Raw genomic sequence first — 17,676 nt, 5'->3', positions numbered from 1 at the left:
GACCTGACCTCTCCAGAGTCATATCCATGGCGTGGGACATAGAGATCGGTGATGAGATTACGTTGACAGCCACCATCATAAAGGTGCTGCCAGGCGGCCGCGCCAGCGTCAGTATTCCGACCTATAACTTCCCCTTCGCGATCGATGCTCCCAAGAAGAAAAGGTCCGGCGACAAGATTAGTCTCGTCGGGCGTGTCATCCGCGTCGATGACCAAGATGGCAAGGTGACCGTGAAGGTTGGCGGTCTGGTCACGGTCGACATCGCCTCGATAACCGCGCACGGAAAGAGGCCGAAGTCAAAATCCCCACCGTCGAGAGATTGGCCCGACTAGTCGCTTTTATTGGGATGACGGAAAAGTCTTCCGCAGTCCCACGAACGACGGCGACAGGAGTCGTGCGAACCATCGACGGAATGACTGTTGTGGAACGAATTGCTATGAACCACATTTAGGTCGGTTAAGTCGCGATCGGGGACTCGGATGAAGGAAGTAACGCAGGCGAACGTTGTCGCCTTCAAGAGTCCGGAACTGTCCGGTGAGGATAGTAGGGCCTTCGACTACCAGGATTTCTTCGAGAACGGGGCCGTCGCGCTCCATCTGGTAAGCGCGGATGGTGTCATCCTTCACGCAAATCAGGCTGAGCTTGACCTTCTCGGGTTTAGTGCCGAAAATTATGTCGGCCGACACATTGCAGAATTCTACCCCGACCGGGACGTGATCGACGACATTCTGGAACGGCTGACCCGTGGCGAGAAGATCACGCGATATCCGGCGCGATTGAGAGCCTGTAACGGATCGATCAAACATGTCGAAATCACGTCGAGCGGCCATTTTCGGGACGGCGAGCTGATCAACACAAGGTGCTTCACGGTCGATGTTACCGACCTGGAGCGGACACGCATCGAGTTAAGGCAGCAGGGCAGCACCTATCACCAAATTCTCGACGCCCTTCCGGTTGCCATCTATACGACCGACCAGCACGGGACGATCACCTACTACAACCGCGCCGCCGCCGACCTTGCGGGCACGGAGCCAAAAGTCGGCAAGGACAAATGGTGCGTGACGTTCAAGCTGTTCACTCCCGACGGCAAGGAATTGCCGCATGACGAGTGCCCGATGGCCATCGCGCTCAAGGAAAACCGGCCGGTCCGCAACCAGGAAGCCATAGCGCGCCGTCCGGACGGATCCTTTTTTCCGTTCCTGCCCTACCCCACACCGCTGCGGGATGAGCACGGCAATCTGATTGGTGCCGTGAACATGCTGCTGGACCTGACCGACCGCCAACGTGCCGAAGAGGTCAGGCAGCATCTGTCAGAGATTGTGGAATCCTCGTTCGACGCAATTGTCAGCAAGGATCTGAATGCCATCATCAAGAGCTGGAATCACGGGGCCGAAAGGCTGTTCGGCTACACCGCCGACGAAGCGATAGGCAGGCCGGTGACCATGTTGATTCCGGATAATCTCCAGGACGAGGAACCTCGCATCCTCGGACGCATTCGCCGTGGTGAGCGGGTCGAAACGTACGAAACAATACGTCAGCGCAAGGATGGCAGCCTGGTTCCGGTCTCGCTTACCGTATCGCCTATGCGCAACGCGACCGGGCGGATCGTCGGCGCATCGAAGATCGCGCGGGACATCACATCGGCAAAGGAAAACGAGCACCGTATCCGCATGCTGATGCGCGAGGTCAACCACCGCGTTAAAAACCAATACTCTGTCATCCTGTCAATGATCCGGGAGACCAACAAACGATCGGAGACACCAAGTCAGTTTGAATCCCAGGTGCGCGAGCGCATCATGGCGCTGTCGCGATCCCACGACTTGTTGGTATCCGCCGATTGGAAGGGAGCCACCATCAATGAACTCTTGGCGGCCCAGGCCAGGCCGTTCCCACGGGGTGAGGTCATCGATATGTCGGGACCATCGTTGGTCCTCAGTCCCAATGCGGTGCAGTATCTCGGAATCGCCTTCCACGAACTCGCGACTAACTCAGCCAAATACGGGGTACTGTCAGGGGACATGGGCCGGATTTCGGTCCGATGGAACATTAGCGGTTCCGGTGCCTCGAGGCTCTTTCACCTTGTTTGGGCCGAAACTAATGGGCCGCAAGTTCAGGCCATCCGACAGGGTGGGTTTGGAATCGTGGTGCTGAAGCGGATTGCGCCCGCAGCGGTTGGAGGCCATGGAAATCTCGAGTACGGTCCGCATGGCATCACCTGGAGCCTGGAAGCGCCGCTGGCTGCCGTGGAAGCCTCTGTTGTCAATGGAGCTTAGAAACCGCAGGCCGCGTTCTACAATACGCCGAGTTAGGCGAACTGTGACCACGGCGCCGGTGTCACTGTCGTGGATGGCAGAAGGAACGCGCCTTCGGCTCCCTCGAAATTGATTTGGCGAAGCAAACGCTTGAAACGCCGCTACGGCATCTCGATCGTGGCTACCATTTCACGCTGAACCGGAGTTTACCTAGGATGGCGTCGCCGAAATCCTCGAGGTGTCCGTAGCGGGCGTCCGTCCACCAAGGCCACCGCAGTCATCGGAGCAGACCGGGCGATTGGTCTGGCAAGGGTCTCGCGATTCGGACTTTACCGAATCGCGAGATTGTCTTGGTCAGTTGGAACTGGCGACGGGCGCCACAAGGGGCGTGATGCGGCGAATAGCGACGCGGCGGTTCTGTCGTTCGGGCCCTGTCGTGTTCACCTTGAGATAGCGTTCACCGTAGCCTTGGGTCGTCAGGTTCTCTGGCGCGATGCCAAAGGCGTTGGTGAGGGCCTCGGCAACTGCCTCGGCTCGCTGGTCGGACAAGGCCAGGTTTGCGTTGTCGCTGCCGACGGCATCGGTGTGGCCTTCGATCAAAAATGTTTCCGCTGGGTTCTTCTTCAGCAGCCGCTCCATTGCGTCCGCTACTCCTTGGAGCTTTTCGACTTCGCTGTCCGAGATCGCCGCCGAACCGGATTCGAAATTCAACGTGTCGAGATCAACGCGCCGGGCGATATCGCGCACACGCGCCGAGCGCTTGACCTCGTCGACCGAGTAGAGGCGCTGGACCTTTTCCACCGGCGGTTGCTCGAGGAAGGTGTAGTAGTCGCCTTGATCCTCTACCAAATCCGACTCCAGGATGTATTGCTTGCGGGGGATGGTTAGCCGCATCGGCGGTAAGTCATCTCCAGGGTCGCGCCAATCCTGCACGTCTTGGTAATACCGCTCGTCGACATAGCTCAGCACATACTCGCGACCGTCGGGCGTGATGCGGGAGCGCTGGATGACGTCTCCATTGCGGTTGCGGATGGTGACGATTTGGTTGCCATTGTCGCGAACGATCGTCTCGCGGGTGCGGCCGCCCGGCAGATCCTCGTAGTACACATCCTTGGCACCACGGTTCATTCGCGGAGCTTCGTTGCTCTCGACAATCGTCTGGTTGTTGAACTGGATGATGACCCGGCCGCCAATTTCCGTGAGGACATCGGCGCCTTTTGGACGCTCCGGCGCCTGGCTATCTGGGGCCTTGTCACGGCGGGTACCCTTTTCGTCCGTCACCGGAACGATCTTCTCCGGCTTGATCTCCTGCTGCGCGGCCTTGTCGTCCGCAGGAGGCGGTCCGGAGTCTACGGGGGCAGCCGCAGGCGCGGGGGCCTGACCGCCATCGCTCTGCTGAGCGGGCGGTTTGCCATCCTTGCCAGGACGTTTTGCATCCTTTTCGCTGTCGAGAACTGGGGCGGCGTTCGGATCTGCTGGCGCCTCGCCCTGGACTGGCTTGACGCTTTGGGCGGGCGCCGCCGGCTCACCATTGGCTGGCTTTTCGGCAGTTGCAGGCTGCTGATCGGTTGAAGGTTGTTCTCCAGTCACGGGCTGCTTTGGTGCGGGCTTCTCGGTGGCAGGTTTCTTTTCTGGCTTGCTCGTAGGCTCCGCCGGCTGTTCACCCTGGGCAGGCGCAGGCTGATCCGTCGTAGCAGGCGCCTGGGGAGCCGGGGTGGGCAAAGGTGCCTGATCTGCGGGCGGCTCGACCTGCTTGACTGGCGCCGATTTGTCGGGAGCCTGAGCGGGCGCAGGCTCGGCTGGCGGCGCTGGCGCGGCCGGTTGAGCAGGCTGGTCCTTCGCAGACGGTTCAGCCGGTGGGGTGGATTCTGGAACGGGAGCCGCCTCAGACGGAGGTGCTGCCTCTTTTGGCTGCTCCTGCGGTTTCTGAGCAGGCTGTGGTTCGGTCGCTGGAGCGTTTTCGGACGGAGCCTGCTGCCTCAGCGCGCAGGCTTCGGCGGACTCGCCCTCCATGCATTTTAACTTGATAAGAATTGGCGGTGCGGATGCGACGAACCGTGCGGCACCGAATGCTGCGCTGCGGAGGGGCGCGAAGGGCCCGAACGGCGCGGACGCGATCAGCAGACCGAGTGCGGTGCTGGCCAAAATCTTTGGTCGGCGTGTCATTTGAATTCTCCATGTGGTGTCCCGTCGCTATCCAAACTGGGCACTGCCACATTCGTTCCCGCTCAATCTCGAATGACGCGCTTGCTAACAGACGACGGGCGGATTGCTTCGGAGGCGACGCCGCGAGCCGGGCTTAGCCGGAGATACAGTCCGTCGGAGGACGCCGCGGCCTGTTCCGGGGTAATCTGCGGTCTGTCGTATGAAAACGCCCGCTGGCCGGGAGCCAGCTGGCGACGGGCCTTCCGGCCCTTTTGACCGCTTGGAGGGACCCAGCGGGCAAATGGCTTCAGTCCCGCGATCTGACTTCGCGCGCTGCAGGCGCACGACTTCAATCAGTATCAAAAAATCCGGCCCGGCCCAGCGATCTGGCCCGGCCCAGCGACCTGTTTGGATTGCTAACCGGAACCTGTTGCTTGTGCCGTTCGTCGCCCTTGGTCGAAGGCGCAGGCGCCTCGGAGAGGCTGCCATGGTTCAGACGCGTGCAGTGCTCATAACCATGGTCGCGCGCACCGCATCGAGAACAGCACATAGGGAGTAGGTCTAACAGCATCGACTAAAATGCACGACTTAGATTTTGGTTGCCCCCCGGCCGAGCACGGTTGTTGGATTTCGGCAAGGCGCCGCCTCAAGTCGCCCCTAGCGAGGATGCCGAGATTGTGACCTGCCGTTTGCGCCGCTCGGAGGCATTTAAGTTATAAGCGGCTCTGCTTGGCCGACAGGCGCCCCAGCCCATCGCGCGAGCGCTGCCCGGCGGCCGCACAGATGGCGCTAATCGAGCACGTATGCGGTCTGCCTCAGCCGCTGCGGGATTCTTGTTTTTGAAACGCGGAATCCGGCTCGGAACTATGCTGCATAGGTTCGAAACTAGGTCCACCGCCCAATGCCGACGCGCGATTGGTCAATTCACCCTTGCCTAAGTTGATGGCCCGTTGCCTCCCGCAGCGGGCCATTATTTTCGCCTAAGGCAGCCAGAACGATGAAGGGTTAGCCGTCGTCCACGAATTCAGCAGTCGACGCTGAGGCCACGCGAGATTTCTCGTAGTGACCAAGCGATAACGCTTGAGGTAAAATACAGGCTGAGGCTTGGAAATGCCGAACGCCGAATTCCTCACATTGACCGTGGCCGGGCTCGCTGACCCGAACCGGGCCATCCAAGCAGCGGTCGAGCTTTATGGATCAGACGCAGCGACCGCAGTTGCGCGGTGTGCCCTGGAAGCGCGTTTCGCCGGCAGCGAACCGGACTACCGATTCTGGTATGGCGTCTTCAAGGAACTAGACGCGACAAAGGAAAACCCGCCACCGAGGACGCAGCGACGGGCCTTTCTGTTACACCGGCCCGGTGAGGGAACCGGGCATCATTAGAACTTCACTGCCGCCAGCCGGTTCCGAAAAAACCGCCCTCGCGTGTATGATACTTGGTCAAATGCCGTTCAATGAGCGACGGCAGGATGGCTTGAAATAATCAACTCGGTTGTCACCCAAAATGCGAGGCCTGCGAAAAACAGAATCGCGACCGAGATGAACAACACTCGCTGGAAATCCGTATTCCTGAAACCTCGCCACACGATTGAAACCGGATCTGTTAAAGCCGACAGCCCGCTGCCAAGGTTGATTGGGACGAGGCAGCGGGCTGCTGGATGTGGTGCACCCATGAGCAGCGGGGGTCTGCTGCTCGCTCACTTATAGTCGCTTGGCCAAGGTTCACCCCTTACATATTCGTAAGGAATTGTTTTCCATTGGCAAATCGAGGAGGTTGGCGGCGGCATGCTCATCCAAACCAGCCGAACGTAAAGCTAACCATCACTACCGAGATCAGGATTGAGAGCGGCACCGCCATGAACAGTCCGGCCTCCCAAAAACGAGTTTCCTTGTCACTGAACATTAGACGCGCCTTGTGGATTGTTTGCTGCAGGTAGAAGCGGCGAACCCTTGATTCGGTTCCGCATGCTGAGACGTGTCGAAACGAAAAAACCCCCCGGCGCACTCCGGCGGGGCGATCGGGAACTAGGCCTAGCTGATCAGTTGGCGCCGCCGAGCTGCTTTGTCATTTTGCAGAAATTGTCATGTGACTTCGCGATAGCCTCGTCGCCACATTCCTTCATCATGCCTGCGCGGTCTTCTTCCTTCATGGCCATCCAGGCGGCCTTGAATTCCGCTTCGGACTTCATCGTCTTCATGCCGGCATCAGTAAAGAAGGGAGACATCTTCGCCGGGTCATCGAGCGCGGACGTTCCAGTGCTGCCGCCAGCAAGCGCTGAACCAGCCATGATCGCAAGCGCCATAGCGCCCGTTGTCAGTATTTTGAAGTTGCTCATGGAAAATTTCTCCGGTTACGGCTGCCAGAAAGGCAGCTTGTTCCATCAACTCCGTCATTGGGAAAGAGTTTCCCTCAAGAAGGAAACCGACCGCCGTACCGCCACAGGCATGCGGTTCCGTTAATCCTGCAAAAAAGCCCTCGCCGTTTTCCCGCACGCGCGTCAGCGTGTAACGGAATTCGGCTTCCGCCTGATTCTTCCCCTCGGAGAGGTGGACGAAATGGCGGCCAATGACCGCCATCGAGGTGGACGTGATCGCGGCAAAAATCACCGCCGTGATGACGAGCAAGCCGGGAACGGTGATGGTCGAGCCTCCGAGGGTGAGGCTCAAGGCGTCGCCGATCGTCCACAACACCACGATGAAGGTGGAGGCCGACAGAAACGCGTCGAGCACCCCAGAGATGAAATCAACGGGCGATTCCATGGCAATCCGCAAATCCTCCGTGAGGCGGAATTCGGGATTCTGTCGGTCGCCGCTGACGAGGTTCAACTGATAGTAACGGCCGCTTGCGAGCCAGCGCGCGATGACCGCGGTGGTGAGCCAGGAACGCCAGCGGCGCTGGATCGTCATGCGAAGGTAGACCTGCGCAACGACCAGACTTCCGCTCGCGAACACGAGCGGCAGGAAATCTACGCGCCTAGCGTCGGCCGCAGCTTCTCCATCGAAAGCAATGCGCATTGGCGCAGGCAGCTTCAACGCGGGCCAGCGGTAAGGACCACAGTGAAGCCGGCCTCAACTAGCGCCGCTTCCAAATTAGGGCCGATAAGCGCCTCATCTTCCAGGACCAGAACCAGTAGCCCGCTGCTGGTAGGCAAGTCATTTGCGAAAGATCCAGTCGATCATACCGGCATCAACATGTGCATCGTGTGAAATCGCGTGCCATGGCCTTTTCGTGTTCGGCCCATCGCACCTCTGGGATGCTCAGTTCGGCGAGAGATGCCTAAGAAACGCTCCGAAGGGCGTCGAAATCGAAAGCCGACACGCGTGAAGTAAGGAAGTCGTCTTCCAACGCATGCTCCCGGCAAGGGTGGAGTACGCTCACACTCCCAGTACGAGCGCCCGTTCAGTGGCCAGCGACGGCGCATGATGCGCTCTAAGGTGACGTTTGGCGAATCATTCCGTAACGCCTGCGGTCGAGCGGCCGCTGACCGATCCCTCGCCGGCGGTTCTCAGTCAGTCCTTGCAGCTATGTCCGCCCACCTGATAGCGTGTACAGGGGCTTTAAGTAGGCGAAATGCCAAATCGGACCATAGCTTCTACTACAACAAACTTGCGGCACTTTAACTTTCCGATTCCGGACAACGTTATCGACGCTGTTCAGGGGTATGTCGACCTCTGCGCTCCCGGTTGCATAATTTCAACTTTTTCCGCAGCTCAGATGGTGCGGGACAGAGCGTACGGTTGCGAGCTATCGGACGATCAGATCGAGCGCTACGTCGTACTATGCGCTGTCGACCAAGGGCTCGCGGTGCATTTCGATCGCAAAGGACGCCCGCTCGATCCCTATTCAAGTCTGAGTAGAAGCCATTGGCACCTTGTACCGATCTGGAATGCGGAAGCGCGAGGCGGCCTGACGAAGGCTTCATTCGGCAACTTCCCAGGGGCACCTGCGTCTTTACTTGGCATTGATTCATCTGGTTAAGACATCCAGTGGTTGCAATAGATAGACGCCGAGCTGCTTGGGTTTGGCGCAGCGGTGCCCGTCGTCGCTTCCACCGCACGTAATTTTCGACGCAGCCGTCAAGAACGCATGCCGAGCATTTTCAACATCATCATGTGTCGTTAGCGCGAGGGTGCATACCCTGAAGCGAGATGCGCTCGCGGATGTTCGCCACGGCGGTCGCGCGAATGGTGGAACAGCGCGGCGGGCGGATCGGCGCCGCCGAATGGCGGTCGTCGCGGACATAAACCCCGCCGATATCGGTCTTGCCCTTGGCGAGGACCGGCACCGTTGTGTCGTCGCCATACAATCGGTCGGCAGCGAGAACATGACGATCCGGCGATAGAGGGGCATAAGCGCGAAAGTGGCCGCGCCAACCTGGTCGGCGAGCGTCGACAGGCTCAGTGGCACGGCCTCGCGAGCGAAACATCCAGCTCGGCGGTTCAAGGGTTGATGCTGGCCGTACTTGTCACGGGCATGCCGGGGCGTCGCTCCCTGAGCAAACTTCAAGAGCTATTTATACTGATTGGGCAGCAAATGGACAGTTCGTGGCCGGTTGGAGAGCGGACGTGTGGGTAGGTCCGAGGCCGTGCTTCATGCTTCGATTGGCATCGAATTGGAACAGACATCGAAGACGCTCGACGAAGATCAAAGCGATCCAATTTGATGGGCAATTTGAGGCTGGAGGTACTGAAGACAGTCTCGCATACGTCGATGGCACGCCTTGCGGTCAAATTGCCTCTCCTCCCTTTCGCTTCGCCTCATAGCGCTCAGAATCAATGACGGACGTTGACATCGGTTTGACATCGCAAAGCGGTGCCGATCACCCCCAGCTCGTCGTCGGAAAGCTCGCAAAGGATGATCTCGTCGTCGGACATTTTGCCTGCGCCAATTGCCTGTCGGTGATTTACCGGCCGCCGGCACCTTTTGTCAGAGGTGCCGGCGGCGGTTGCTTGCAAAGCTCGGAAGCTAAATCAGGCGTCGAGCCAGACGGTCTGGAAGTCCATTTCGTAGGTCTGGTGCATTCCGTAGTTCTTCACCTTCTTGCTCATGTGGCAGTAAAGCTTCTGCCAGAACGGCTGGATGATGACGCCGGAATCCTGCAGGATCTGCTCGACGTCCTTCATGACCTCCTTGCGCTTGGCAGGATCTGCCAGCGAAAGCGCCTGCTTCAGCTTGGCGTCGAAATCCGGATTGGCATAAGCCGTTTCGTTCCAGGCCTCACCCGAGCGATAGCCGAGCGCCAGCACCTGGACGCCGAGCGGCCGCATGTACCAGATGGTCATCGAGTACGGATACTTCGTCCAGTCGTTCCAGAAGGTCGAGCCCGGCAGCACCGTACGCTTCACCTTGATGCCGGCATCGCGCAACTGGCCGGCGATCGCATCGCCGGTGTTCTTCTGCCATTCGTCCTCGACAGTGATCAGCTCGTGCTCGAAGTCGGCGTGCCCGGTATCCGCCATCAGCTTCTTGGCGGCGGCGGCATCGCGTGTCTTCTTGGGCAGCGGATAGTATTCGGGATGGATCGGAGCGACGTGGTGGTTCTCGCCGACCGTTCCGAGCCCCGCGTAGCCGAGCTGCATTACGGCATTGTTGTCCACGGCCATCTGCAGCGCATTGCGCACCCGCTGATCGTCATAGGGCTTGTAGGTGATGTTTGTGCGGGCAACGAGCGTGGTCGCCGTCGCGACCTCCGATTTCACCAGATCCATCTTATCAAGGGCGTCGATGAAATCGGCCGGTGTTTCGAAATCGAGGTCGATCTCGCCTGATTCGAAGGCGTTCAACGTGGCATTGAAGTCAGTGCCGTAATCGATGAACTCGACGCCGTCGAGCGGCGTTTCACCACCCCACCACTTGCCGTTCTCGCGACGCTTGACGACCGCCTTGGTACCTACTGCATAGGACACCAACTCGAAAGGTCCGGTGCCGATTGGCTTCTTGATCGGGTCGGCACCATCCTTGTCAAAGTCGCGATGCACGACCAGCGCCGGATAGTCGGTGAAGCCCGGTATGATCGCGATGTCGGGTTCGGACAACTTCAGCTTGACCGTGAGGTCGTCGACCTTGGTGATGGCGCCATCCTTCGCCTTGCCGGTCTTTGTGTCGATCAACGCGCCGACGCGTGCCGCCATGGAATTACCGGAAGCACCCTTTTCGCACCAGCGGTTCAGATTGGAGACCACGTCATCGGCGTTGAAGGCATCGCCATTGTTCCAGGTGATGCCTTTGCGCAGATGCAGTGTGTATTCGGTGGCGTCGTCATTGACGTCCCAGCTTTCGAGCAGGACCGGCTCGAAAGTGAACTGGTGCGTGTAGCGGACGAGCGGCTCCAGCCAACAACGGGTGACGTTTGCCATCTCGGTCCAGTCATAGGTGCGCGGATCCTTCTGTGCCTTGACCGACATCGCGACATGCAGCGTTCCACCCTTTTTCGGTTCGTCGGCCAGGGCTTTTGTCGGCGCGGCAAGGCCGATCATGCCATAAGCGAAAGCCGTCGAGGCGCCGAAGGCGCTGGCCAGCGCCAGGAATTCTCGCCGATCCATGCGGCCTGCACGCGTCTCTTTCGCCATTGCCTCGATAGCGCCCGGCACGCGGTCGCCATTGCTTCTGAAGAGCGTCATTTTTTTCTCCCTTTTTTTGTTCCCGTTAGTTGTTCGTCCGTCGCGTCAACTGACGCTGTTTGGCAGCGCCTCCTCGCGCCGCGCAATGAAATCCGTCAGCCCCTCCGCGATACCCTCATCGAGCTTCGGCTCCTCATAATCCGCGAGCATGTTGCGCGCTTTTTCGCGGCCGCGGGTGTCGTGGTCCTTTGCGCCTTCAGCCTTCCACTGTTCGAACGAGTTGAAGTCCATGATGGTGGGCATGAAGAAGGCCGACTCGAAATGTTCGAGCGTATGCTGGGTGCCGAGGAAATGGCCCTGAGGCCCCACCTCGCGGATCGCCGCCATGGCCTCCTTGAAATCGTCGAATGGCAGCCCGCCCGCATATTTGTACCAGCCGACAAGCTGTTCGCAGTCGGTCGCTAATTTTGAATAGCCGCAGTGCGCCACCGGCAGCCGGTATTTCAGTGCCAGTGCTCCCATCGTCTACATCATCTGGGCGCCCTCCGGCGTGCCGCCCATCGGGGCGCCGGTCTTCATGTCGACCGTCACCATGAACTGGCCGTAGATCTGTTTGTGGCGCGGCGATCGCCCCCGTCTTTAAGAACTGTCACTTGTTCGAGTCCCAGCGCTGCCCCAGGAAATTAGCCGTCTCACCCCGGTTCTTCCGCATCCACTGGATATAGCCAGCCTTGCTGGTAAGCGGAGGGCACTCTGGATAGTCGCGCGGGGACGGCGATTCCGGTCGAGAAGCCAGTGGAGACCAGTCCTCCGGCGCCGAAAAGTATCAATTCGCGTCGGTTCAGTGCCATGGCTTTTGACCTCCCTTGCGTGGCGGACCATCGAACAAAATTCCACCTTTGGAACCGAAGCTGTGGGCCGCCGAGTGGGGGCGGACATCATCGCCACAGTTCCAACGGTACAAGACATATACGGGATGGTTTGAGGCGAGATTGCCGGCGCTATACAAAACCGTAAGGTTTGACCGATCCCTTGGCCGGCACACAACCACACTTTACGTTGAAGATCGCCTGCGGGCGGACGCCGTGGGAGCACGATTGATGGCTAAAGTGTTCCGACGCCCCACCTTCCCGACGGCAGCCTCGGGTGTTTCAGATCGCCGACCGGAAAACGAACCGCAACCCCGGGCCGACAGGCAGCGAGGCCAAGCGGTTATTATCATCGCGAGTGATCCGCAACAGCACTGCCTTGCGCCCCGGCCTTGGAAACGGCAGTTGCGGAGCTCGAGGCAGCGATGAAAGCGCCCGCCCTGCTGGGAAGTCTTCGCTGGTCGCCACGGGCAACCGAGCTGACCATACTGCCCCCTGTAGTATTCCTCGCAGATTATATTAGCCACACCTGATAGAATTATTTAACCTGCTGCGACTTACGATACGGTAACGGTTGGCAGCGTGGCAAACGAAGCTTTGAGCGAAGATTTTCAATACGGCAGGGAGCGCAAGCGTCTAAAAAAAATTAGGCGACACCCGCTCAACTTTGTCTTCGACCCGTTCTATCCGATGATTATTGCCATCGTCTCTATCACAGTGGCCGTCTGGTATTTTGATATCCCGCTCGAACGGATGATCGACTTGGATGCGAGCCGTCTTTTGCGAAAATGGACTCACTGAGGGCAGAGGCCAGGTCGGCCTTATCCGCATTTTAACTAATGTAGGCAACGATCCTACTCACGTTCTATCGACGCGGGGGCGAAGTGGAATGACTGAACTTATTGATGAGGACGAACTTTCAAAAAACGGTACATCCGTGCGCTGGCGCACAACAGCGCTAACGACAATACGATTCGTTCCACCGATCATTTCGATATTTGCGCCATCGTGGCCGGCTATTTCACGTTTACGACTGCCAAGCCAAAACCGCCCGCAGATATAGCTGCGCTGGCGGTGTCAATATTGAAATCCGGTGATGCTTCCCCTGAGATGCGAGACTGGTCAGCGGACACTGTAGGAATACAGACCGACATTCCAATGCCGGCGAGATCAATCCGGCAGTAGTGAAAAACATGCAAAACAACGCAGCCAAATTGCTAGCCGCGCTTGGCGACTGCATCGAAGCCATTGATGCCCATCTCGCAACGATGGACGACGCTCAACTCGAAACTCTCGTAGAGTCCATGCCGTCAAAATCAATAGCCGGCAGCGCCGAGATGGTGATGCTAATTCATCTCTATCGCTTTCGAGGCAATTATCGTCCGGGTTGGGTGTTATGTCCTCGGCGAACATCGAACACCAGCAAGGAAAACAAGCGGCGTTGCAGCAGCTGGTGGATAATGCGATGCGGCGCGAGATGCCTCGATTACTTGAAAGCCACGGTTTCCATACCGCCGAGCCGCCCATCTGAAGTCGCGAACTGCCTTCAAATGGGGTATTTGAGCGAAGCCGAGATGAAAATTCGGTAGGCTACCTTGGCGTCCTACTTCGCTAGAAGCAGTAATTTGGGTCCGGTAATCCGATGATGCAGGCCGCTATGCAGGCTCTACAACAGGCGGAAACGAGCTTGTATCGAGAACGATCTCTGGTGACACCACGAAGCCAGCCTAGAGAACAGTCGACTTAGTCCAATGCTAACCTGAGGCAGGCGAGACGATGCCAAACAAGCTAGTAATGATCATTCGTCATGCCGAAAAGCCGATCCCAGGTGGTCCGGACCTCGGAGTTACCGAACAGGGCGAAAGTGATCCCTCGTCATTGACGGTGCGTGGCTGGCAACGCGCAGGAGGCCTTTGCAGATTTTTTTACGATCCGCCTCTCCCTCTAGGCAGACCAGCATCAATTGTTGCCTCGGGCACGATCAAAAGAGATGATTCCGGCACTCGGAGTAAGCGGCCTAGCCAAACAATCACTCCGCTGGCAAGGCGCCTTGGTGTTGAACCGGATGTCACTCATTCAAAGGGCCAAGAGCAGCTAGCGGCGGACGCCATCCGAACAGCTCAGTCGCCGGTGTTGGTTAGCTGGCAACACGAGTCTATTCCTGCCCTGGCAACTGCGCTTGTCGGTGGCATCGGAATCGCTCCGCAATCATGGCAAGACGATGATTTCGACAGCATCTGGGTACTGGAAGCAGATGAGGCAAATGTCTGGTCGTTCTCGCAGAAACGCCAAGCACTCCTGGACGGTGATGACACCGATCAACTGAGGTGAGAGTCTGCTTTGGGTGGCGGATTCAACTGATCGCAGCAACACACTCAGCGATGCGGTCACTTGTCTGCAAACATTGCTGATCACGAACAATTCGCCGCCGGGCATGCCCGGCGGCCAATTGTGAAACGGCATGATCCTGGGCCTAGAACGGTATCGCCGGCAGGTCCTGGGTGCCTTCGAGCTTCACGGCCTGGAGTTCGTTCGCGTCATAGCCAAGAGCCCGCAGGATGGTGGGAGCTACCTGCGTCGTCTGCACCAGATCTGGTACCGACCTCGGCTTGAGCGAGGGACTGCTGATGAGAAGCGCCACGTTGCGATCATTCGCATTGGCGCCACCATGCTCAGCAATCTTCGAACCAGATGTGTAGACCACACCCGGATTGACCGTGGCTATAAAGTCCGGCGTACGGCTGTCGGTGGCCGGATCCTGATAGGCGAGAGCGAGGGCATTCGGCGGCTGGATCTGGGCGATGCCTTCAGCCTTCCTCGATTTCTCGAGATAATCCAGCGCCGCCGTAAGGTTTTTCACCCTGTCTTGCGGTTTGAGCCAGATCAGCGCGGCGTCGTCGGCGATGTGGAAGGCGTAGCCCGGTGTCTTCGTGTATGGATCATCGTCCAGTGGCTGGAACGTCGCCAGGTCGATGGGCGACTGGCCATGCTTCGAGGCAAGTATGACCAGGGTCGAATCAGCAAGGTGGTTGTCCTTGAGTGCGACAATCAGTTCGCCGAGGGCGCCGTCGACATAGGCGAGCTGCCCGGCAAGACCATTGCCAGGCGCGCCGCTGGCATCCAGATAGCCACCCATCAGACCGGCCTCGTCGCCAGGACCGGCCTTGGGAAGCTTCTGCCCCACACTCACCGCCTGGAAATTCATGCCGAAAAGCGTGGGAACCGCTGCGTGATGCGCGCCGGTGCTGTCGAGGCCCTTGATTTCGTTGATCACCGCCTGGACCCGCGCTTCATCAAAGTCACGCTCGGCCGTGAAGCTGCCCGTCGTCTTGACCTTCGTGCCGGGGATCAAGCTGTCCTGTTCCAACGCGTAGAGGTCGTCGACGCCTTTGCCCGAAGGTCCGTTCAGCCATTCGTAGGCCGGGTGCTTGTCGGACCAGGCCGTGCGGCCACCATGAGCTTTCACGATTTCGAAGACGTTGTTGACCCGCACGAAATCATGCGGATAGACGGCCGAGCATTTGCCGTTGATCAGCGTCATCGGCAGCTTTGCCGGGTCGATCTGGCTACGGTAGTCGCCCGGCTTGCCACCACCATCAAGGCGCGTCGAATCGACGTCGATGTTCTCGGCGAAGGCCACCTCGGCCCCCGGCTCGCCCTTGCAATCCGAGGCCGGCGCGAAATAGGTGCGGTCGTAGCTGTCGTCATAGAACACGCCCGTCGATTTGGGCGTGCCGCCGGTTACCTGTGCGACAAGGCCAGGAAACGAGTCGGACGGGGCGCTGGTGAGCGCATTCGGATAGAAAATCCCCGTATGGGCGAGTTCGGCGAACGAGCTTGCGGGATTGGCGGCGACATAGTTTGCCAGATCCAGCGCATGAAGCCCGTCGACGCTAATGAGCAATACGTGCTTGTAGGGTGCGGCGACGGCGCTGGAATCAGACAGCGCGCCAGCCAACGCCGCCGTCAGCGTACCCGCAGCCAGCGCCAGAGATAGCGATTTCATTGAAGTGTCCCTCGTCTCGCAGCCCCGCGACGGATCGAGAATAGGCGACAGCACATGACAGGTTCATGAAAACTCGTTGGCAAAGATTTCCAGGCGCCTCAGGAGCGAGCCGTGTTGTGAAGATGCGACCGCTTTTGGGTCGATACCGTTGAAAAAGTCGGGCGCACCGCAAAGTGGCCACCGATAATAGAGTCCCGTTCCACGCCTGCGTATTGCATGGAACTTGAATTCAATTTGGTGCCTTGGGGGAATTCCATTCTGCGCAAATGCCGTACCCCGCCGCGGCGCAGACTTTTCAACAATATCGGTCAGAATCGGACGTTGGCGAACGGCCGCTCTGACCCACTTGATGACCCAATCTTCACGCACGCATGTTCCAGGCGTTCGCCAATGGCTATCTGGAGGGTCGGCCGCTGTCGACCCGAACGCATCGCCGCTTACGCGGAATTCGACGACCTTCCGCTGATCCGCGATCGACGTCGGAGGCGACGAAGTGCTCCTCGACGATGCCATCCACTACGCCAACCGAGCGCCCGTGGCAGACGTGAAGATCACGCTGTCGGCCTGGGAAGCCATGCCGCACATCTCCCGATCCTCCACCGGCAGCTTTTCGCGGCGAAGCAGTCCGTGAACGCTGTTGGTGACGTCCTGTGCTAGCGGCTCATCAATGCTTGTCCGTCAATCAATACCAGTTCGGAGGCTAGAAAAGAAGATACTGGTATGGATTTCAAACTGAGACTTCACCGTAACTTTCGAGCGCGCCACACCATCCGCGTCCAGTTACTGCTGCTGCTCACCTGGTGGGAACTTAAGAATGGTGGCCATGTACAGGGCGGTGAATATCGGGTCGGCAATAGAGACAATCCGGGCGGAGTAGATCCGATCGGTACCCACTGCGTCGAGCATCACGATGCTGCCGATCTGCTTTGAAAAATCGAGCGGAGTGAACGGTATCTCTGGGTTGGCAGAGGAGACCGGTACCTCAAGACTCACCAACGGATCATTGTCTTTCGAAGAAAGCAAAACCAGCAGGGTGCCGGCGGGCGTTATGTAGCCAACATAGCAGTCATTCGCGACCAAAGGCGCGCAAAGCTTCGGCCGAGACATTTCCGCTGGCCAGGAGGATCCTGTCCAGACCGACAAGGCGCTCGCCGTGGCGACGAAATAAATACGTGCCGTTTTGTACAAATTGTACATACCTACCATCCCGACAGAAAGTGGCGAAGGCCGCTCGGGTCAAACATGAAGAATGTAGAATATAGGCATCGCGACTTCCGGTAAGCTTTCCGACTCCTTACAGATCGGTAATATTGGCAGTGGTAATAATTCCCGTCCGCATTGCATAGTACGTGACGGATTGCGAACGTCGCTGGAATGTTTTGTCAGTGCAGCGGTCATTGTGCGACATTGATTCCTGAACGGCGACTTTATTACGAAACTGTAACTCTGCGGACAGGTCGAGGTGAAGTTAGCACCCTACCCTACTGATGTCGGCTGCTTTCAGCTGACCGACGATGAATGATGTCGCCGCCAGACCGGCTCCGAAGAAGGAACTCCCGCATGAAGAATCTGACCCTCGCCCTTGCCCTTGCCACGCTCGCCCTTACCGGCCCGATGTCGTCTGCGTTTGCCGCCAATGTGCCATGCGAGGAAATGCTCAAAACGCTTCGAGCAGCCGAAGCTACCGCAAAAATGAGCGACGCGGACAAGGCCAAGGTGACCGACCTCGAGACGAAAGGCATCGAGCGCTGCAACGCGGACGACGACAAGCGCGCGGACGACTTCTTCGCGCAGGCCATGAAAGTCGTGGGCAAATAAGCCAGCCGACAACAATCAACGCCTC

Annotated in this window: 15 protein-coding genes and 2 pseudogenes; 8 read left to right on the top strand and 9 right to left on the bottom strand. The window is 58.5% G+C overall.

Features of this window, described 5'->3' with window-relative positions; all coding sequences use genetic code 11:
• Window positions 1-26 precede the first annotated feature (26 nt).
• Both AC56QP_RS34155 and AC56QP_RS34150 read left to right on the top strand, forming a co-directional pair.
• A complete protein-coding gene (locus AC56QP_RS34155; RefSeq protein ID WP_489861548.1) occupies window positions 27-332 on the top strand; it encodes a hypothetical protein in 306 nt (101 codons plus the stop codon).
• A gap of 147 nt (window positions 333-479) precedes the next feature.
• Window positions 480-2,273 (top strand): PAS domain S-box protein, encoded by a 1,794-nt coding sequence (locus AC56QP_RS34150; RefSeq protein WP_489861549.1) that lies wholly within the window; start codon window positions 480-482, stop codon window positions 2,271-2,273.
• 333 nt (window positions 2,274-2,606) lie between these two features.
• On the opposite strand, the gene AC56QP_RS34145 is transcribed toward AC56QP_RS34150, so the two are convergent.
• Complete coding sequence (locus tag AC56QP_RS34145; protein WP_497100905.1) at window positions 2,607-4,418, bottom strand: OmpA family protein; 1,812 nt, start codon at window positions 4,416-4,418, stop codon at window positions 2,607-2,609.
• Window positions 4,419-5,507: 1,089 nt separating this feature from the next.
• On the opposite strand from AC56QP_RS34145, the gene AC56QP_RS34140 reads away from it, so the two are divergent.
• A complete protein-coding gene (locus AC56QP_RS34140) occupies window positions 5,508-5,780 on the top strand; it encodes a Y4oE-related protein (protein ID WP_489861551.1) in 273 nt (90 codons plus the stop codon).
• A gap of 656 nt (window positions 5,781-6,436) precedes the next feature.
• Here AC56QP_RS34140 and AC56QP_RS34135 read toward each other — a convergent pair.
• The 6 genes and pseudogenes from AC56QP_RS34135 to AC56QP_RS34110 all read right to left on the bottom strand — a co-directional run bounded on the left by AC56QP_RS34135 (window position 6,437) and on the right by AC56QP_RS34110 (window position 11,537).
• Window positions 6,437-6,700, bottom strand: a complete 264-nt coding sequence (locus tag AC56QP_RS34135; protein ID WP_489861552.1) for a hypothetical protein — start codon at window positions 6,698-6,700, stop codon at window positions 6,437-6,439.
• Window positions 6,701-6,872: 172 nt separating this feature from the next.
• Window positions 6,873-7,367 (bottom strand): annotated as a pseudogene (locus AC56QP_RS34130) (ABC transporter ATP-binding protein/permease); the annotation flags it as partial.
• Window positions 7,368-8,540: 1,173 nt separating this feature from the next.
• Window positions 8,541-8,865: pseudogene (locus AC56QP_RS34125) on the bottom strand (IS66 family transposase); the annotation flags it as partial.
• Window positions 8,866-9,368: 503 nt separating this feature from the next.
• Window positions 9,369-11,018 carry an ABC transporter substrate-binding protein gene (locus AC56QP_RS34120; RefSeq protein WP_497100906.1) on the bottom strand — a complete coding sequence of 550 codons (1,650 nt, stop codon included), beginning with the start codon at window positions 11,016-11,018 and terminating at the stop codon, window positions 9,369-9,371.
• 45 nt (window positions 11,019-11,063) lie between these two features.
• Window positions 11,064-11,480, bottom strand: a complete 417-nt coding sequence (locus tag AC56QP_RS34115; RefSeq protein WP_489861554.1) for a trimethylamine methyltransferase family protein — start codon at window positions 11,478-11,480, stop codon at window positions 11,064-11,066.
• Window positions 11,481-11,483: 3 nt separating this feature from the next.
• A complete protein-coding gene (locus tag AC56QP_RS34110) occupies window positions 11,484-11,537 on the bottom strand; it encodes a trimethylamine methyltransferase family protein (RefSeq protein WP_256752940.1) in 54 nt (17 codons plus the stop codon).
• A gap of 872 nt (window positions 11,538-12,409) precedes the next feature.
• On the opposite strand from AC56QP_RS34110, the gene AC56QP_RS34105 reads away from it, so the two are divergent.
• From AC56QP_RS34105 to AC56QP_RS34095, 3 genes are all read left to right on the top strand, one after another.
• Window positions 12,410-12,628, top strand: a complete 219-nt coding sequence (locus AC56QP_RS34105) for a hypothetical protein (RefSeq protein WP_489861555.1) — start codon at window positions 12,410-12,412, stop codon at window positions 12,626-12,628.
• 392 nt (window positions 12,629-13,020) lie between these two features.
• The gene (locus AC56QP_RS34100) at window positions 13,021-13,416 is read left to right on the top strand and encodes a hypothetical protein (RefSeq protein ID WP_489861556.1); all 396 of its coding nucleotides are present in this window, start codon (window positions 13,021-13,023) and stop codon (window positions 13,414-13,416) included.
• A 187-nt stretch (window positions 13,417-13,603) separates the two neighbouring features.
• Complete coding sequence (locus AC56QP_RS34095; RefSeq protein WP_489861557.1) at window positions 13,604-14,158, top strand: histidine phosphatase family protein; 555 nt, start codon at window positions 13,604-13,606, stop codon at window positions 14,156-14,158.
• A gap of 142 nt (window positions 14,159-14,300) precedes the next feature.
• Here the strand turns inward: AC56QP_RS34095 and AC56QP_RS34090 are convergent, their stop codons facing one another.
• Window positions 14,301-15,833, bottom strand: a complete 1,533-nt coding sequence (locus AC56QP_RS34090) for an alkaline phosphatase family protein (protein WP_489861558.1) — start codon at window positions 15,831-15,833, stop codon at window positions 14,301-14,303.
• 493 nt (window positions 15,834-16,326) lie between these two features.
• Between AC56QP_RS34090 and AC56QP_RS34085 the strand changes: the two genes are divergently transcribed.
• Complete coding sequence (locus tag AC56QP_RS34085) at window positions 16,327-16,464, top strand: hypothetical protein (protein ID WP_489861559.1); 138 nt, start codon at window positions 16,327-16,329, stop codon at window positions 16,462-16,464.
• 149 nt (window positions 16,465-16,613) lie between these two features.
• Here AC56QP_RS34085 and AC56QP_RS34080 read toward each other — a convergent pair whose 3' ends face one another.
• A complete protein-coding gene (locus tag AC56QP_RS34080) occupies window positions 16,614-17,030 on the bottom strand; it encodes a hypothetical protein (protein WP_489861560.1) in 417 nt (138 codons plus the stop codon).
• A 363-nt stretch (window positions 17,031-17,393) separates the two neighbouring features.
• Between AC56QP_RS34080 and AC56QP_RS34075 the strand changes: the two genes are divergently transcribed.
• Window positions 17,394-17,651 carry a hypothetical protein gene (locus tag AC56QP_RS34075; protein ID WP_489861561.1) on the top strand — a complete coding sequence of 86 codons (258 nt, stop codon included), beginning with the start codon at window positions 17,394-17,396 and terminating at the stop codon, window positions 17,649-17,651.
• Window positions 17,652-17,676: the final 25 nt, after the last annotated feature.

Source organism: Mesorhizobium sp. RCAM 05104, assembly GCF_059683645.1.
This window is presented reverse-complemented; position numbering and strand designations above follow the sequence as displayed.

Excerpts from the sequence above, each read along its gene's own strand:
- AC56QP_RS34100 (WP_489861556.1), top strand. The coding sequence starts at position 13,021 with ATGCAAAACAACGCAGCCAAATTGCTAGCCGCGCTTGGCGACTGCATC.
- AC56QP_RS34115 (WP_489861554.1), bottom strand. The coding sequence starts at position 11,480 with ATGGGAGCACTGGCACTGAAATACCGGCTGCCGGTGGCGCACTGCGGC.
- AC56QP_RS34155 (WP_489861548.1), top strand. The coding sequence starts at position 27 with ATGGCGTGGGACATAGAGATCGGTGATGAGATTACGTTGACAGCCACC.
- AC56QP_RS34095 (WP_489861557.1), top strand. The coding sequence starts at position 13,604 with ATGCCAAACAAGCTAGTAATGATCATTCGTCATGCCGAAAAGCCGATC.
- AC56QP_RS34075 (WP_489861561.1), top strand. The coding sequence starts at position 17,394 with ATGAAGAATCTGACCCTCGCCCTTGCCCTTGCCACGCTCGCCCTTACC.
- AC56QP_RS34080 (WP_489861560.1), bottom strand. The coding sequence starts at position 17,030 with ATGTACAATTTGTACAAAACGGCACGTATTTATTTCGTCGCCACGGCG.
- AC56QP_RS34135 (WP_489861552.1), bottom strand. The coding sequence starts at position 6,700 with ATGGCGCTTGCGATCATGGCTGGTTCAGCGCTTGCTGGCGGCAGCACT.
- AC56QP_RS34090 (WP_489861558.1), bottom strand. The coding sequence starts at position 15,833 with ATGAAATCGCTATCTCTGGCGCTGGCTGCGGGTACGCTGACGGCGGCG.
- AC56QP_RS34145 (WP_497100905.1), bottom strand. The coding sequence starts at position 4,418 with ATGACACGCCGACCAAAGATTTTGGCCAGCACCGCACTCGGTCTGCTG.
- AC56QP_RS34120 (WP_497100906.1), bottom strand. The coding sequence starts at position 11,018 with ATGACGCTCTTCAGAAGCAATGGCGACCGCGTGCCGGGCGCTATCGAG.
- AC56QP_RS34140 (WP_489861551.1), top strand. The coding sequence starts at position 5,508 with ATGCCGAACGCCGAATTCCTCACATTGACCGTGGCCGGGCTCGCTGAC.
- AC56QP_RS34150 (WP_489861549.1), top strand. The coding sequence starts at position 480 with ATGAAGGAAGTAACGCAGGCGAACGTTGTCGCCTTCAAGAGTCCGGAA.